The following is a 14,837-nucleotide window of genomic DNA, read 5'->3' on the forward strand; positions in this document are numbered from 1 at the left end:
CCCCGGCCGCTTACTGGTTCATTGAAGCAAAGAAATCCTCGTTGGACTTCGCGTCCTTCATCTTGTCGAGCAGGAACTGCATCGCATCGACCGTGCCCATCTGCATGAGGATGCGGCGCAGGACCCACATCTTGGAGAGAGTGGCCGGATCGACCAGCAGCTCTTCCTTGCGGGTGCCGGACTTACCGACGTCGAGTGCCGGGAAGATGCGCTTGTCGGCGACCTTGCGGTCGAGCACGATCTCGGAGTTGCCGGTACCCTTGAACTCCTCGAAGATGACCTCGTCCATCTTGGAGCCGGTATCGATGAGCGCGGTCGCGATGATCGAGAGCGAACCGCCTTCCTCGATATTGCGCGCGGCGCCGAAGAAGCGCTTCGGCCGCTGCAGGGCATTGGCGTCGACGCCGCCGGTCAGCACCTTGCCGGAGCTCGGCACCACCGTATTGTAGGCGCGGCCGAGGCGAGTGATCGAGTCGAGGAGGATGACGACGTCCTTCTTGTGCTCGACGAGGCGCTTGGCCTTCTCGATCACCATCTCGGCGACCTGGACGTGGCGGCTGGCGGGCTCGTCGAATGTCGAGGAGATGACCTCGCCCTGCACCGAGCGCTGCATGTCGGTCACTTCTTCCGGCCGCTCGTCGATAAGCAGGACCAGGAGATAGACTTCCGGATGGTTGTCGGTGATCGCCTTGGCGATATTCTGCAGGAGCACCGTCTTGCCGACGCGCGGCGGCGCGACGATCAGCGCGCGCTGGCCCTTGCCTTGGGGCGAGACGATGTCGATGACGCGGGCGGACTTGTCCTTAACCGTGGGGTCGGCGCTGTCGAGCGTCAGCTTCTCGTCGGGATAGAGCGGCGTCAGATTGTCGAAATTGACGCGGTGGCGAACTGCCTCCGGGTCATCGTAATTGACCTGAGTGAGGCGGACGAGCGCGAAATAACGCTCCCCGTCCTTGGGGCCGCGGATCTCGCCTTCCACGGTGTCGCCGGTGCGAAGGCCGAATTTGCGGACCTGGTTCGGCGACACATAGATGTCGTCCGGACCGGCCAGATAGTTGGCGTCAGGGCTGCGCAGGAAGCCGAAGCCGTCTGGCAGCACCTCGATCGTGCCCATGCCCATGATTTCCTGGCCCTTCTCGGCCTGGACCTTCAAAATGGAGAACATGAGCTCCTGCTTGCGGAGCGTGGACGCGCCCTCGACGCCGAGCTCTTCGGCCATGGCGACCAGCTCGGCCGGGGTCTTTTGCTTCAAGTCTTTGAGATGCATAGGTTTCTCGGAAAATCTAGAGTCGGTCGTTCAAAGCTCGGAGGAACGGCTTTAGGTGGGAGTGTCTGCGCGGACGGCAGGCCAACGACTTGGGGCGGCGTTAGGCTCCACCCTAAATCAAGTCAAGCGGACGGAAAAGCAGCTTTTGGTTCGCTGCACGGCAACGATCAAAACGGCCGCACGACGACGAGGATGACGATAATCGCGGTGGCGATGCCGGGCACTTCGTTCATGATGCGCAACGCCTTGCCGCTGGCCTTGCGCTCGCCCTTCGCCAGCTTCTTGCCGTAGCCGACCATGTAGCCATGATAGCCCGACAGCAGGAAGACCAGCGCGAACTTGGCGTGGAACCAGCCCTGCGTCCAAGCCTCGGTGATGTAGGCGAGGGTAAGGCCGAGCACCCACACCAGGACGATCGACGGCGTGATGATGATGTTCCTGAGCTTCTTCTCGCGCTCGATCCAGCGCTGCTCCTCAACCGAGCCGGGCGTCGATTCCTGATGGTAGATATAGAAGCGCGGCAGCATGAACATGCCCGCGATCCAGAAGATCACGAAGATGATGTGAGCGGCCTTGATCCAGAGATAGGTCAAATCGAGAGCTGTCCCAAGATCGAGGGAGCCGTTCATTGGCGGACCAATTCGAGCAGCTTTTCCACGTGCGCGATCGGTGTGTCCGGCAGGATGCCATGCCCCAGGTTGAAGATGTGCGGACGGTCTTCGAACGCTGATATGATACGCCGCACCGCCTTTTCAAGCGATTTGCCGCCGGCGATCAGCGCCAGCGGATCAAGGTTGCCCTGGACCGGAAGACCGGCGGGCAGGCTCCGCGCCGCCCATTCGGGATCCACCGTCTCGTCGAGGCCGATCACATCCACGCCGGTCTCGCGCGCATAGCCCGCGATCTTTCCGCCCGCGCCCTTCGGAAAGCCGATCACCGGCACCTCAGGGTGGCGTTTCTTGAAATCCGACACGATGCGGGCGGTGGGCGCGATCACCCATTGCTCGAACTGGTCGGGCGAGAGGCTGCCGGCCCAGCTGTCGAAAAGCTGCACGGCTTCGACGCCGGCATTCACCTGTCCCGACAGATAATCGACCGTCATATCCGCCACCGCGTCAATGATGGCGGCGAAGGCTTCGGGGTCACGATAAGCATAGCGCCTGGCTTCGGCCTGTTCCCGGCTGCCCTGACCGGCCACCATATAGGTCGCCACGGTCCAGGGGCTGCCCGCAAAGCCCAGGAATGTGGTCTCGGCGGGGAGGACCGCCTTCACTTTCTCCACAGTCCTGTAAACCGGCTCCAGGCGGCCCGGCACGGCCTCGAACGCGGCAAGCGAGGCGTCGACCAACGGCGGCGACAGGCGCGGCCCCTCGCCGGCCTCGAAACGCAGGTCCTGGCCCAACGCATAGGGCACGATCAGGATATCGGAGAATAAAATGGCCCCGTCGAAGCCGAACCGGCGGATCGGCTGAAGCGTCACCTCGGCCGCGGCGTCGCTGTCGTAGACGAGTTCCAGGAACCCACCCTTCTCGGCTCTAAGCGCGCGGTACTCAGGGAGGTACCGGCCGGCCTGGCGCATCAGCCAAATCGGCTTTTTCCCAGTATTTCTGCCATTTAGGACCGTGAGGAGGGGTTTGGTCGAACCGGACATGAGAAGGCGATCGGCTCCCGCTCTTAATCTATAGAGACTCTAATAGAAGAGTCTGATGAAGGTTGTTGGGCGAGGGAAGCTGGGGTTTATTGCTTCCCACCGATTTTGCAAACAGCTTGACTCCTGTCGCCCCGCCGACCCTCGCGGATTCGCGTTCCTTATCCCCGCTATCCACAGGGAAATCACGGAACTTTTCCGCTCTTCGTAAAACTGTGGGCGGAATCCGGATGATGGGGATCAAAGCATTTCTTGAAAGCATCCCAAGGCTTCCGCTAGCGCTTTCCCCAAGTTTTTCCACAGGGCTATAGGGTCGTTTCTAAACGGTTGGTGGCTGAAGGCATTCCGACATGAGTCAGCTCCATCTCCATCTTCTGTCGGATTCGACCGGCGAAACGCTCGAGGTAGTCGCGAAGGCCTGCCTCGCTCAGTTCGACGGCGTCGACGTGCTTCGCCATTTCTGGCCGATGGTTCGATCCGAAGGCCATCTCGACCGGGTGCTCGACGATGTCGAGCGGCGGCCGGGGCTCGTCCTTTATACTCTGGTCAACAGCAACATCCGCCGCGAGCTCGAACGCCAGTGCCGGCGGCGGGGGATTCATGCCGTCTCGGCGCTGGACCCGGTGATCGACGCGCTATCGGCGGTCCTGGGGCAGCAGGCCAAGGCGAGGCCTGGTCGGCAGCACGCGCTCGACGCCGCCTATTTCGCCCGCGTCGACGCCATTCAGTTCAGCATCGCCCATGACGACGGGCTCGGCGTCGAGAATTGGGAGGAGGCCGACATCGTCCTGGCAGGCGTCTCCCGTACGTCGAAGACGCCGACCTCAATCTATCTCGCCAATCGCGGCTACAAGGTCGCCAACATACCGCTCGTGCCGGAATCGCCGCCGCCGCCGTCGCTCTTCGGGCTCAAGCACCCGCTGATCGTGGGTTTGACGGCCGGCACGGACCGGCTGATCCAGATCCGCCGCAACCGGCTGCTTTCGTTGAACCAGGCGGCCGAGACGGATTATGTCGATCTCGACGCGGTCAATGCAGAGCTCGCCTTTGCGCGGCGGATTTTCGCGGATAGTGGTTGGCCGGTAATAGACGTCACGCGCCGGTCCATCGAGGAAACCGCCTTTGCGATTGTGAAACTGTGCGAGCAGCGGGAGTATAGTCAGACATGAAAGTGATCCTCGCCTCCTTGAGCGAGACGCGCCGGAACATGCTGGAATCCGCCGGTGTGCGGTTCGAAGCGCGCTCGGCGCTCGTCAATGAGGAAAGGGCCAAGGCCGAGCTGAAGAGCGACGGGCTCGCCGCTCATGCCATCGCCAAGGGGCTGGCCGAGATGAAAGCGCTCAGCATCGAGGCGCCCAAGGCGCTGGTCCTCGGCTCCGACCAGACGCTCGAGTTCGGCGATTTTGGTATGCTCGACAAGCCGGCGTCCCGGGCGGATGCGCGTTCGCAGCTGAAGATGCTTCGCGGCAAGAGCCACTTCCTTCACTCGGCCGTGGTGGCGGCGGAAAATGGCAAGATCGTCTGGCGGCAGGTCGATACGGCGCGCCTGACGATGCGCCCGCTCAGCGACGAATTCATCGACGATTATCTCGATCTCGAGTTCGACAATATCCGCAACAGCGTCGGCGGGTACCAGATCGAAGGGCGCGGCGTGCAGCTGTTCGAGTGGATGGAAGGCAATTATTTCACCATCCTGGGCATGCCACTGCTGCCGCTGCTCGATTATCTGAGGAGTCGGGGTATCCTGGGGTCATGATCGGACTAAAAGGGGAAGGCTGATGGGCGTCCCCTATGCCGAGGTGATCGGTGATCCGATCGATCACAGCCTGTCACCGCTGATCCACAATTTCTGGCTCGAGAAGCTCGGGATTGAAGGCGAGTATCGCGCGACCCGCATTCGTCCGACTGAGCTATCCGACTATCTCGAGGGAAGGCGCACCGACATTTGGTGGCGCGGTTGCAACGTCACGGCACCCCTCAAGGAGGTCGCGGCCGATCTTGTGGGTTCGCCGGCCGGGCTCTGCCGCTTCGTCGGCGCCGTCAACTGCATCGTGCGGACACCGATGGCCTGCCTGTACGGCACCAACACCGACATGTTGGGCGTGGCGGAAGCGCTGCGGAATACCAAGCTCGACGGAGCGATCGTTTGCCTGATCGGATCGGGCGGGGCGGCGCGGTCTGTTCTCTGCCATTTTCAAGGAAAGCCGGTGGCGCGGGTGCGCATCCTGGCGCGTAACGTCGAAAAGGCGGCAAAGCTTGTCGAGGGATTCGATGGTGTGTTCGAAGTGATCGGCATGGACGACGCCCGGGCCGCTTTCGGCAACGCGTCGATCATCGTCAACGCGACGCCCCTCGGAATGACTGGCAAGCCGCCCATGGTGGCAGACGTCATCAATGGGCTCGCTGGGGCTGATCCTGATGCGACTATATTCGACACTCTTTATGCGCCGCCGGAGACCGAGCTGCTGTCCAAGGCGAGGAATATCGGACTGCACACCGTCAACGGGCTCCCGATGCTGATCGGCCAGGCGGCGCCAGCCTTCGAGCTGTTCTTCGGCGCGCCCGCCCCGCGCGAGCACGACGCCGAGCTTCGCGAGCGGCTGACGCGATGATCGTCCTTGGTCTCACCGGCTCTATCGGCATGGGCAAGTCGACGGTCGGCGCGATGTTCGCCGAAGAGGGCGTGCCGCTGTTCGATGCGGACGCCGTGGTGCATCGGCTACAGGGTCCGGAAGGGGCGCTGGTGGCCGAGGTCGAGGCGCATTTCCCCGGCACAACCGGCAGTGGCGGGGTCAATCGCACGGCACTGGCCGAAGCGGTGCTGGGGGAGCCGGCGCAGCTCAGGCGCCTGGAGGCGCTGGTTCACCCGGCGGTCGCCCAGGAAAAGGAGGCATTCCTCGCTGCCCATGCCGAGGCGCCGCTTGTCGTCCTCGATATCCCTCTGCTGTTCGAAAAGGGCGGCTGGAGGTCCGTCGACAAAATCGTCGTCGTGTCCGCTCCCGCCGAAATCCAACGGGTCCGCGTGCTCGCCCGCCCCGGCATGACCGAAGAGAGACTGGACGCGATTCTAGCCCTGCAGACGCCGGACGCGGAAAAGCGCGCGCGGGCCGACTTCGTGATCGAGACCGGCGGCTCGTTCGACGAGACTCGCACTCAGGTGCGCGCGATCATCGCTTGTCTCACACGCCCGTCCGTCGGATAAGGAAGCCATGCGCGAAATCGTGTTTGATACCGAGACGACGGGCCTCAACCCGCTCGCTGGCGACCGCATGGTCGAGATCGGCTGTGTGGAGCTCGTGAACCGGGTCGAGACCGGCCGCACCTTCCACGCCTACTTTAATCCAGGCCGCTCAATGCCGAGCGAAGCGCAGGCGGTCCACGGCCTCAGCGACGCCTTCCTCGCCGACAAGCCTGGCTTTTCCGACCTGTGCGAGGATCTGCTCGAATTTGTCGGCGACAGTCCGCTGGTGGCCCATAACGCCAGCTTCGATTTCGGCTTCCTGAATCATGAGCTCGGTGTCTGCGGCCGCTCGCTCATCTGCATGACGCGGATGGTCGATACGCTGGTGTTGGCACGGCAGCGGCATCCGGGCGCCAAGCACAGTCTCGACGCGCTCTGCACCCGCTACGGTGTCGATCGCAGCCTTCGCATCAAGCACGGCGCGCTCATCGATGCCCAGCTTCTGGCTCAAGTCTATGTCGAACTCACCGGCGGGCGGCAGATCGGCTTCACCCTTCCGGTCGAAACCGAAACCGCCTCCCGCGCGGACGCGCCGGCGGCGCAGGGCGGCCTCGCTCCAATCATCGTCAAGATCCGCCCGCCGCGGCCGCACGCGCCGTCGGATGAGGAGCTCGCGCGGCATGCCGCATTTGTAGCCGGGCTCGTCGACCCCATATGGAATCGGGTGGAGGGGCGCGGTTGACGGGAAGCCGACGGGCGGCCTATCCGGCAGCCCAAAATTAGAACTGGAGAGTATGATGGAAATCCGGGTCTCTGGTCATCAGGTCGATACCGGCGAGGCTCTCAAGCAGCATGTCCGCGAACGGCTGAGCGCCATGGTCGACAAATATTTCGAACGGGCGATGTCAGCCACCGTGACGTTCGGCAAGGGCCCGCACGACAATGCCTTTACCTGCGACATCGTCGCGCATGTGATGCAGGGCGTGATCCTCAAGGGCTCCGGCCAGGCGGCCGCCGCGCATCCCGCCTTCGACCAGGCCGCGGAGCGGATCGACAAGCAGTTGCGTCGCTACACGCGCCGCCTCAAGGACCGACAGGGCGCGACCGTTGCCGAGGCGCTGGCCGAGATTTCGGCCGACGCGGCCTACACGGTCTTCGCCGCGGCGGACGAGGAAGCGGAGCCAATCGGCAGTCCACCCGTGGTCGCCGAGACCAAGGTCGACATCCCCGATGCTAGTGTTTCGGACGCCGTGATGCTGCTCGATCTTCGCAACACCAATGCCCTCCTCTTCCGCAACAGCGGCACCGGCAAATTCAACATGGTCTACCGCCGCGGCGACGGGACGATCGGCTGGGTCGAACCGAAACACGACTAGACCAGTGTCCCGCGGGTGGGGGCGCCCGTGCCAAACCAAATCGAAAATGGGAGCCCCGGCGGCTCCTAGCGGTGCATGATGAACGATCTCTCACAATTTCTGGCTGCGGACAGTGTCGACGCGGCGATGACCGTAAGCAACAAGAAGGGGCTGTTCCAGCAACTGGGGGCGGCGGCTGCCCGCCAGACCGGCCTTCCCACCAAGACGATCGTCGCCGCCTTGAACGATCGTGAGCGGCTCGGCAGCACCGGCTTCGGCGGCGGAACCGCCATCCCGCACAGCAAGATCGAGGGGCTGGACCGGATGTTCGGCTACTTCGCCCGCCTCAGCACACCGATCGAGTTCCAGGCGGTGGACGAACTGCCGGTCGACCTCGTCTTCCTGCTGCTTTCACCGGTCGATGCCGGCGCCGACCATCTGAAGGCACTGGCCAGCGTCAGCCGGACTCTGCGGGACCGGACGACGGCGGCCAAGCTAAGGGGGGCGCGGTCGCGCGACGCTCTGTTCGCGCTCCTGGCGGGGGCGGAAACCCGTGACGCGGCCTAAGGCCGAGCCGAAGCATGCCGGTGCCGATGCCCATTATCGGGCGCTCGAATCCCTTTACAGGCAGGCGCCCGTCAACGGCCTGTTCGACTCCTCGCTGGAGATAGTCGAGGAAGGCTTCGCGCGCATTCGCTTCCAGGTCGACGAGTGCCACTATCACGCCGCCGGCGCCGCCCATGGCACGCTCTACTTCAAGATGATGGACGATGCGGCCTTCTACGCGTGCAACAGCCTGGTGACGGATCGTTTCCTCCTCACCACCGCCTTCAACCTCAACTTCACCCGACCGCTGAAGGCCGGGGAAGTGGTTGCCGAGGGACGCTGGGTGAGCGGGCGGCGGCGGGTCTTCGTCGCCGAAGCGCGATTGATCGACGGGACGGGAGAGGAAGCTGCGAGGGGGACGGGCACCTTCATGCGCTCCCACATCCCGCTCACCAGCCTCGCCGGCTACCAGGGCTGATGGAGCCGCGCCTCTCGACCTCTGTCCTTGTCACGGCGCTGATCCGACTCTCGGAATCGCAAGGCGGGTTCGCCTCGGTGCTGGCCAGGGGCGACGCCACCGCCGGCGCGCTGCTGGTGATATTGGCGGAACGCGGCAGAAAACGGCAGATTTTGGAGCGCATCCTCCAACCCGACGGACGCTATGCCTGGCATCCGGCACGCGAGGCGGCCGGCAACGAAGAGGAGCTTCAAAGGTTCCTCGATCGTCGGCGGAAATTCGATCCCGATCTGTGGGTTCTGGAACTGGATATCGCATCCAGCGAACGGTTCGCCGACGGAATGAACGATTTTCGTTGACCGCGCTGCGCTGCACAATCAGACCGCCCGAGCATTTTTTCTCGGGAGCGGGGGGCTGCGCAAACGCTTGGAAGTTCAAGCGGCAGCCACGCAAGTCGGGGGGAAGATCAGCATTGCCAGTGTTTAAGGCATTGCGGCGATCGACCAACCGCCATTGTCAGATGCTGAATGTTCTCCATCACTCGCGCCGCCGCTTATGCGGTGGCCTTTGTCAGCTTGGCCGCGTCGGTGGCCTTCGCCGATCCCTCCATGGCTTGGGACATTGAATCGGCGCCGATAACTTCACGTTATATCGATCACGCGTCGGCCGATCTTGACGGCAGCGCGCTGGCTACCAATCCGCAGGGCCCGGCCCGTCTTGCGCACGACGTCGATTTCTCCACTCCTGTCGCCACTCATGCCGTCGCCGCCGTTGCCGGGGGCGGTATCGACGTTGCCGAGATGGGCGATGCGCAGCCGCTCCACGAGCTGGTCGACGATTACGCCGCCGCCGAGGCCGCCAACGAAGAGCTCGAATGCCTCGCCAGCGCTGTCTATTTCGAATCCAAGGGTGAGCCGCTCGAGGGCCAGCTCGCCGTCGCCGAGGTGATCCTCAATCGCGTGGAGTCACCCAAATTCCCCGACACGATTTGCGGCGTGGTGAAGCAGAGGAACCAATTCTCCTTCGTTCGCGGCGGGCGGATCCCATCCGTGCCCACGTCCAGCAGCGCCTGGCGCAAGGCGGTGGCGATCGCCCACATCGCCAAGCAGGACCTCGCCGATAGCGCCGTTTCGACGGCGATGTTCTTCCACGCCAACTATGTCCGGCCATCCTGGCGGGGGCTCACCAGGGTCGCTTCGGTCGGCAACCACATCTTCTATCGATAAGGAACCAAGCTAGTTCGCTGCCTCCTCATTGCGAGGAGTGGAGTGACGAAGCAATGCAGGCGACGTTCTGGATTGCTTCGCCCTGCTCGTAGCGACAGCGCGACCCTGCCCGCCTTTCATCCGTTCCCTTTTCATTCTAGGGTCGGGCATGGCCACCCTTCCGAGTCCCGGGCGCTGCTTAGCCGACGAGCCGCTGGCGGCGCAGGATGTTGCGCGCGGCATCGCTCGGCTCTTCTTTCGCCAGGACCTGTTCGGAATCTGCGAGGTGCCGCTGCCTAACGGGCGGCGGGCCGACATGATGGCGCTCTGTCCCAAAGGGCTGCTCACCATCGTCGAGATCAAGGTATCGCGCGCGGATCTGCTCGGCGATCAGAAATGGCCGGACTATCTCGACTATTGCGACCGCTTCTTCTGGGCGGTGCCGCCGGGCTTCAGTCTCGATCCATTCGAGGCGGAGGCGCTGGGTCCCGACGTGGCGGGCCTGATCGTCGCCGATCGCTACGACGCCGCCGTGCTCAGGGACGCGCCTCTGCGCCGGCTCGCCGGTGCGCGGCGCAAGGCGGAGACGCTGCGATTCGCGCGCCGCGCCGCCCAGCGCTTAGCCGGCCAGCTCGATCCCGGACTGGCGGGACTCGATTAGAGAACCGGCCCAGCGACTGCCTTGGTCGGCTTGGAAGGACCTTGCTCCAGCGCGTGGAGAATGTTGGCCGCCCGTTGGTCACGCTTGGCATAATCGAGGGCGGAATAGCCGGCGATGCTGTCGGTGTGCTTCGGATTGGCGCCGCTTTCGAGCAGCAGCCGCACCATCGGCAGGTTGCGCCGATGGACCGCGAGGATCAGCGGGGTCTCGCCCCGGCTGTTGGGCGCATCGACCTTCGCGCCGATACTCGCCAGCAGCCGCGCGCCCTCGACCCAGCCGACCTGGGAGGCAAGCGCCAGTGGCGTGTTGCCCTCATCGTTGCGGATATTGGCGTCGGCGCCCTTGCCGAGCAGGAAGCTCAGCCAGGCATAATCGCGGCGGCGGACCACGGTGTGCAGCGCCCCGTCGCCAAATTCGCCGCCCGTGGCATTGATCACGATCGAACCCGGGACCGAGACGAGTTGCGTCACCGTCGCGCCGTCGCGCTTCTTCACCGCTTCCAGGAACTTATGGCTCTCCGTGTTGAACTGCGCCGCGGCGGGCGCGGCCATGAGGCCGAGAGCGACGGCCCCGAATAGGACGATGGTTCTGCGGATCACGATTGTCTTCCCTGCTCTTATCCCGGCTTGATTGCAGGGCCATAGCAAAGCAAGGCTGCTCCCGCCATGAACGAACGCAATTATCTGACCCTTTTCGCGCTGCTCCTTTCGCTGCTTATCGCGGGCTGCTCCCCCGGAGCAAACGAAGCGAGCGAAGCCCCTCCGCTCGCGGGAGCCTCGATCGGCGGCCCCTTCACCCTCACCAATCAGGATGGCGAGCGGGTGAGCGACAGCGATTTCGCGGGCCGTTACCGCCTCGTCTATTTCGGGTTCACATACTGCCCCGACGTCTGCCCGGTCGACCTGCAGCTGATCGGGCAGGGTCTGCGTCAGCTGGAGGCGAGCGATCCGGAGGTCGCCGCCAAGGTGCAGCCGATCTTCATCAGCGTCGATCCGGAGCGCGACACGCCGGCGGTGCTGAAGGAATATGTCGCCGCCTTCCATCCCCGCCTGATCGGCCTCACCGGCACCCCGGAGGAGATCGCTGCCGTCGCCAAGAACTTCGGCGTCTACTATATGAAGGAGCAGACGGAAGGCGCCAGCGAGTATCTGGTCAACCATTCGCGGATCGCGATGCTGTTCGGGCCCAAGGGCGAGCCGATCGCCATCATCCCGCACGACCAGGGAGCCGCCGCCATCGCCGAGGAGCTAAAACGCTGGGTGAAATGAGCGATCGTTTCTGGGAGAAGCCGCTGGCGGCGCTCACCCGCGCTGAGTGGGAGGCACTGTGCGACGGCTGCGGCAAATGCTGCCTGCACAAGGTCGAGGATGCCGACAGCGGCGAGATCTATCCCACCAATATCGCCTGCAAGCTGCTCGACCGGCATAGCTGCCGCTGCTCCCATTATCGCGGCCGCAAGGCCTTCGTGCCGGATTGCGTGAGGCTGACGGCTGACAAAGTCGGGGCGTTGTCCTGGCTGCCTTCGACCTGTGCCTACCGTCTTCGTGCGGCGGGCAAGCCGCTCCCCGACTGGCATTATCTGATCAGCGGCGACCGCGAATCTGTCCACGCGGCAGGCATGTCGGTGCGCGGCTGGACCGTGGCCGAGGACGAGGCGGGCGATATCGAGCATCATCTCGTCGACCGTGACCTCTGAACTGAGCTTCGAGGCCGGCAAGCTCAGCGTCACGCTGGTCGTCAAGCCGTCGCCGCGCGCCCGCGTGCTGCGACTGCGCGTCGATCCGAGAACCGGAGGCGTGGTGCTGACCGTGCCGCGCGGCGTCTCCCGCCGCCGGGCGCTCGCCTGGGCTTCGGGACAGCGGGAATGGATCGAGACAGCCCTTGCCGACATACCCCCGACCGTCGCCATTGCACCCGGAGGCGAGCTATCGCTGTACGGCGTGCCCCACCGCATCGACTGGCAGCCGGATCATCCCCGTGCCGTGGGGGTCGAGGATGGGCGGATCCTGACCGGCGGGCCGGCCGATATGGTCGAGCCGCGGCTGCTGCGCTGGCTGAGGCAGCACGCGCGCGCCATTCTGGATGACGAAACGCGGCATTATGCCGCCAAGGCCGGCGTGACCGTCAGCCGGGTCGGCGTCGGCGACCCGCTCTCGCGCTGGGGAAGCTGCTCCGAATCGGGGACGATCCGCTACAGCTGGCGGCTAATCCTCGCGCCCGACTGGGTCCGCCGCGCGACGGTCGCGCACGAAGTCGCCCATCGCGTCCACATGAACCATGGGCCGGACTTCCATGCCCTGGTGGAACGGCTGTTCGAGGCCGATCCGACTCCGGCGCGGCTATGGCTGAGGCGGCACGGTGCGGGGCTCCACCGGATCGGGCGGAGGCTGTAAGGGTCGCTGATTGGGCGGGGCGGTGTCCGGCCTACGCGCGGGCGGTGCCTCGCGCGGCGTCTGGTCCCGGCCTATCGCCCGGTCCAACCAATCCTGGTCGAGCTGCTCGCCGGGCGGCGGCAATGGCTGCCCGGGGACAGGGGCGCCGCCGGGCAGCCCTTGGCCCGGCAGAGGCGGCAGGCCCGTCGCCGGGTCGATCGGATTGCCGTCGGGGTCGACCATCATGAAATCGTCGGGTTCCTCGAACCAGACCTCCTGGTCCGGCTCGACCTGCCAGTCGGGGAGCGTCACCTCGACGTCGAAGGGCTGGACCGGCCGGTCCGCGACCGCCTTCACCATGAAATCGTGGAAGGCGCGGGCGGGTGCGCGGCCGCCCTGGAGGCCGGGCAGGGCCTTGGCATCGTCCCTGCCCATCCAGACACCGGTGGTGATCCCGCTCGAAAAGCCGATGAACCAACCGTCCTTGTTGGAGCTGGTCGTGCCGGTCTTGCCGGCGACGGGCCGGCCGATCTGGGCGGCGCGGCCGGTGCCGGTCATCACCGCCGCCTGTAGCAGGTCGGTCATCTGCGCCGCGACCCACGGCGCCACCAGCACCCGCGATTCGTCGACCCGATGCTCATAGAGCAACTCGCCGTCGGCGGTGGTGACGCGGCGGATGCCGTAGGGCACCACGGCGACCCCCTTCTGCCCCACCGAGGCGAAAGCCCGCGTCATGTCGAGCAGGCGGACGTCGGACGTGCCGAGCACCATCGAAGGATGGGTGTTGATGTCGGTGGTGATGCCGAATCGCTGCGCCATGTCGGCGATGTTGCGCACGCCTACTTCCTGGCCGATCTTGGCGGCGATAGTGTTGATCGACCGGGCGAAGGCCTCGCGCAGGGTGACCGGGCCCGAATAATTGCGGCTGCTGTTGCGCGGCTGCCAGCCGTTAATGTTGACGGGCTCGTCGACGACCACGCTGGTGGGCGAATAGCCGGACTCGAGCGCGGTGAGATAGACGAACAGCTTGAAGGAGGAGCCCGGCTGGCGGACCGCCTGGGTGGCGCGGTTGTAGAGCGAATCGACATAGTCGCGGCCGCCGATCATGGCGCGCACGGCGCCGCCCCGGTCCAGCGCCACCAGCGCGCCCTGCGCACCGGCGGGCGTGTTGGCGTTGATCGCGGCGTCGGCGGCGCGCTGCATGTCGAGATCGAGCGTCGTCCAGACGTCGATCGGCTCCACCGTCTCGTCGATCATCATGTCGAGCTGGGGCAGCGCCCAGTCGCTGAAGTAGCGGACGCTGTTGGATTTGGGGGTCGGCACGATCTTGACCTCGGCCGGCTCGGCGCTGGCCGCCTGGGCGGGGGTGATGTCGCCGGTCTCCAGCATCAGGTCGAGGACGACGCCGGCGCGATCGCGTGCGGCTTCGGCGTCGGCGGTCGGCGAATAGTTGGACGGCGCCTTGACGAGACCGGCGATGATCGCGGCCTCGGAGAGGCTGAGGTCGGTCGCGCTGTGGCCGAAGAAGCGGCGGGAGGCCGCGTCGATGCCGTAGGCGCCGCCGCCGAAATAGACGCGGTTGAGGTAGAGCTCGAGAATCTGGTCCTTGGTGAAGCGCTGCTCGAGCGCCAGCGCCAATATGGCCTCTTTCACCTTGCGGCCAAAGGTGCGGTTGTTGGTGAGGAAGATGTTGCGGGCGAGCTGCTGGGTGATGGTCGAGCCGCCCTGCACCCAGCTGCCCCGGTCGAGCCGCACCTTGAGGGCGCGGGCGATGCCGATCGGATCGACGCCGGGGTGGGAGCCGAAGCGGCGGTCTTCCACTGCGATCATCGCCTGGCGCATGATCGGCGGAATTTCATCGTAGCTCAGCCATTCGCCGAAGCTCGGCCCCAGCGAGACGATGACGGTGCCGTCATTGGCGCGGACGCGGATCATCTGGCCGAGATCGTCGCGGCGAACCAGTTCGCTGTAGCTCGGCAGCTGGCTCATCGCGATGCCCACGGCGACGAGCAACGCGACGAGCGCCATTACGCCCGCGTAAAGACCGATTTTGACGATGGTGACGAAGGTCCGCTTGAGCGGCGAGGAAGCTTTACTGGCCATTGGTTTGCAGGAGATAGGCCGGCAGCCGCAGCCTCACAAGCA

At 64.9% G+C, this 14,837-nt stretch carries 19 protein-coding genes; 14 read left to right on the forward strand and 5 right to left on the reverse strand.

What is annotated here, in order from left to right:
- Nucleotides 1-10: 10 nt before the first annotated feature.
- From rho to hemE, 3 genes are all read right to left on the reverse strand, one after another.
- A complete protein-coding gene (rho, locus tag DF286_RS06200) occupies nucleotides 11-1,267 on the reverse strand; it encodes a transcription termination factor Rho (protein WP_109270640.1) in 1,257 nt (418 codons plus the stop codon).
- 167 nt (nucleotides 1,268-1,434) lie between these two features.
- Complete coding sequence (locus DF286_RS06205; protein ID WP_109270641.1) at nucleotides 1,435-1,896, reverse strand: CopD family protein; 462 nt, start codon at nucleotides 1,894-1,896, stop codon at nucleotides 1,435-1,437.
- A complete protein-coding gene (gene hemE, locus DF286_RS06210) occupies nucleotides 1,893-2,918 on the reverse strand; it encodes a uroporphyrinogen decarboxylase (RefSeq protein WP_109270642.1) in 1,026 nt (341 codons plus the stop codon). The genes DF286_RS06205 and hemE overlap by 4 nt, the downstream gene beginning before the upstream one ends.
- 347 nt (nucleotides 2,919-3,265) lie before the next feature.
- On the opposite strand from hemE, the gene DF286_RS06215 reads away from it, so the two are divergent.
- From DF286_RS06215 to DF286_RS06265, 11 genes are all read left to right on the forward strand, one after another.
- Nucleotides 3,266-4,084: a pyruvate, water dikinase regulatory protein gene (locus DF286_RS06215; RefSeq protein ID WP_109270643.1), complete on the forward strand. Its 819-nt coding sequence runs from the start codon at nucleotides 3,266-3,268 to the stop codon at nucleotides 4,082-4,084.
- The gene (locus tag DF286_RS06220) at nucleotides 4,081-4,671 is read left to right on the forward strand and encodes a Maf family protein (protein WP_109270644.1); all 591 of its coding nucleotides are present in this window, start codon (nucleotides 4,081-4,083) and stop codon (nucleotides 4,669-4,671) included. The genes DF286_RS06215 and DF286_RS06220 overlap by 4 nt, the downstream gene beginning before the upstream one ends.
- Before the next feature lie 22 nt (nucleotides 4,672-4,693).
- Entirely contained in the window at nucleotides 4,694-5,527 is an 834-nt protein-coding gene (locus DF286_RS06225) for a shikimate dehydrogenase family protein (RefSeq protein WP_109270645.1), read from the forward strand.
- Entirely contained in the window at nucleotides 5,524-6,117 is a 594-nt protein-coding gene (gene coaE, locus DF286_RS06230) for a dephospho-CoA kinase (protein ID WP_109270646.1), read from the forward strand. Before DF286_RS06225 ends, coaE begins: the two co-directional genes overlap by 4 nt.
- A gap of 7 nt (nucleotides 6,118-6,124) precedes the next feature.
- Nucleotides 6,125-6,838 carry a DNA polymerase III subunit epsilon gene (dnaQ, locus tag DF286_RS06235; protein WP_109270647.1) on the forward strand — a complete coding sequence of 238 codons (714 nt, stop codon included), beginning with the start codon at nucleotides 6,125-6,127 and terminating at the stop codon, nucleotides 6,836-6,838.
- Between the two features lie 55 nt (nucleotides 6,839-6,893).
- Nucleotides 6,894-7,472 (forward strand): ribosome hibernation-promoting factor, HPF/YfiA family, encoded by a 579-nt coding sequence (hpf, locus tag DF286_RS06240; RefSeq protein WP_109270648.1) that lies wholly within the window; start codon nucleotides 6,894-6,896, stop codon nucleotides 7,470-7,472.
- A gap of 78 nt (nucleotides 7,473-7,550) precedes the next feature.
- Nucleotides 7,551-8,018 (forward strand): PTS sugar transporter subunit IIA, encoded by a 468-nt coding sequence (locus DF286_RS06245; protein ID WP_109272050.1) that lies wholly within the window; start codon nucleotides 7,551-7,553, stop codon nucleotides 8,016-8,018.
- Nucleotides 8,005-8,475: a PaaI family thioesterase gene (locus tag DF286_RS06250; protein WP_109270649.1), complete on the forward strand. Its 471-nt coding sequence runs from the start codon at nucleotides 8,005-8,007 to the stop codon at nucleotides 8,473-8,475. Before DF286_RS06245 ends, DF286_RS06250 begins: the two co-directional genes overlap by 14 nt.
- Nucleotides 8,475-8,813, forward strand: a complete 339-nt coding sequence (locus tag DF286_RS06255; RefSeq protein ID WP_109270650.1) for a DUF1491 family protein — start codon at nucleotides 8,475-8,477, stop codon at nucleotides 8,811-8,813. The genes DF286_RS06250 and DF286_RS06255 overlap by 1 nt, the downstream gene beginning before the upstream one ends.
- Before the next feature lie 168 nt (nucleotides 8,814-8,981).
- Nucleotides 8,982-9,680: a cell wall hydrolase gene (locus DF286_RS06260; RefSeq protein ID WP_109270651.1), complete on the forward strand. Its 699-nt coding sequence runs from the start codon at nucleotides 8,982-8,984 to the stop codon at nucleotides 9,678-9,680.
- A gap of 148 nt (nucleotides 9,681-9,828) precedes the next feature.
- Nucleotides 9,829-10,320 carry an MmcB family DNA repair protein gene (locus DF286_RS06265; protein ID WP_109270652.1) on the forward strand — a complete coding sequence of 164 codons (492 nt, stop codon included), beginning with the start codon at nucleotides 9,829-9,831 and terminating at the stop codon, nucleotides 10,318-10,320.
- Here the strand turns inward: DF286_RS06265 and DF286_RS06270 are convergent.
- Nucleotides 10,317-10,919 carry an ankyrin repeat domain-containing protein gene (locus tag DF286_RS06270; RefSeq protein ID WP_243444742.1) on the reverse strand — a complete coding sequence of 201 codons (603 nt, stop codon included), beginning with the start codon at nucleotides 10,917-10,919 and terminating at the stop codon, nucleotides 10,317-10,319. The two genes, DF286_RS06265 and DF286_RS06270, sit on opposite strands and share 4 nt — an antisense overlap.
- 66 nt (nucleotides 10,920-10,985) lie before the next feature.
- On the opposite strand from DF286_RS06270, the gene DF286_RS06275 reads away from it, so the two are divergent.
- From DF286_RS06275 to DF286_RS06285, 3 genes are read left to right on the forward strand one after another with little or no spacing between them, the layout of a single operon-like run.
- Nucleotides 10,986-11,588, forward strand: coding sequence for an SCO family protein (locus DF286_RS06275; protein WP_109270653.1), 603 nt, complete (start codon nucleotides 10,986-10,988; stop codon nucleotides 11,586-11,588).
- Nucleotides 11,585-12,016, forward strand: coding sequence for a YcgN family cysteine cluster protein (locus DF286_RS06280; RefSeq protein ID WP_109270654.1), 432 nt, complete (start codon nucleotides 11,585-11,587; stop codon nucleotides 12,014-12,016). Before DF286_RS06275 ends, DF286_RS06280 begins: the two co-directional genes overlap by 4 nt.
- Nucleotides 12,006-12,713, forward strand: coding sequence for a M48 family metallopeptidase (locus DF286_RS06285; protein ID WP_243444743.1), 708 nt, complete (start codon nucleotides 12,006-12,008; stop codon nucleotides 12,711-12,713). Before DF286_RS06280 ends, DF286_RS06285 begins: the two co-directional genes overlap by 11 nt.
- On the opposite strand, the gene DF286_RS06290 is transcribed toward DF286_RS06285, so the two are convergent.
- Complete coding sequence (locus DF286_RS06290; protein ID WP_109270655.1) at nucleotides 12,660-14,795, reverse strand: transglycosylase domain-containing protein; 2,136 nt, start codon at nucleotides 14,793-14,795, stop codon at nucleotides 12,660-12,662. The genes DF286_RS06285 and DF286_RS06290 overlap by 54 nt on opposite strands.
- Nucleotides 14,796-14,837 lie beyond the last annotated feature (42 nt).

Origin of the sequence: Sphingosinicella humi, from assembly GCF_003129465.1 — a bacterium.
In the GTDB taxonomy this organism is placed as follows: domain Bacteria; phylum Pseudomonadota; class Alphaproteobacteria; order Sphingomonadales; family Sphingomonadaceae; genus Allosphingosinicella; species Allosphingosinicella humi.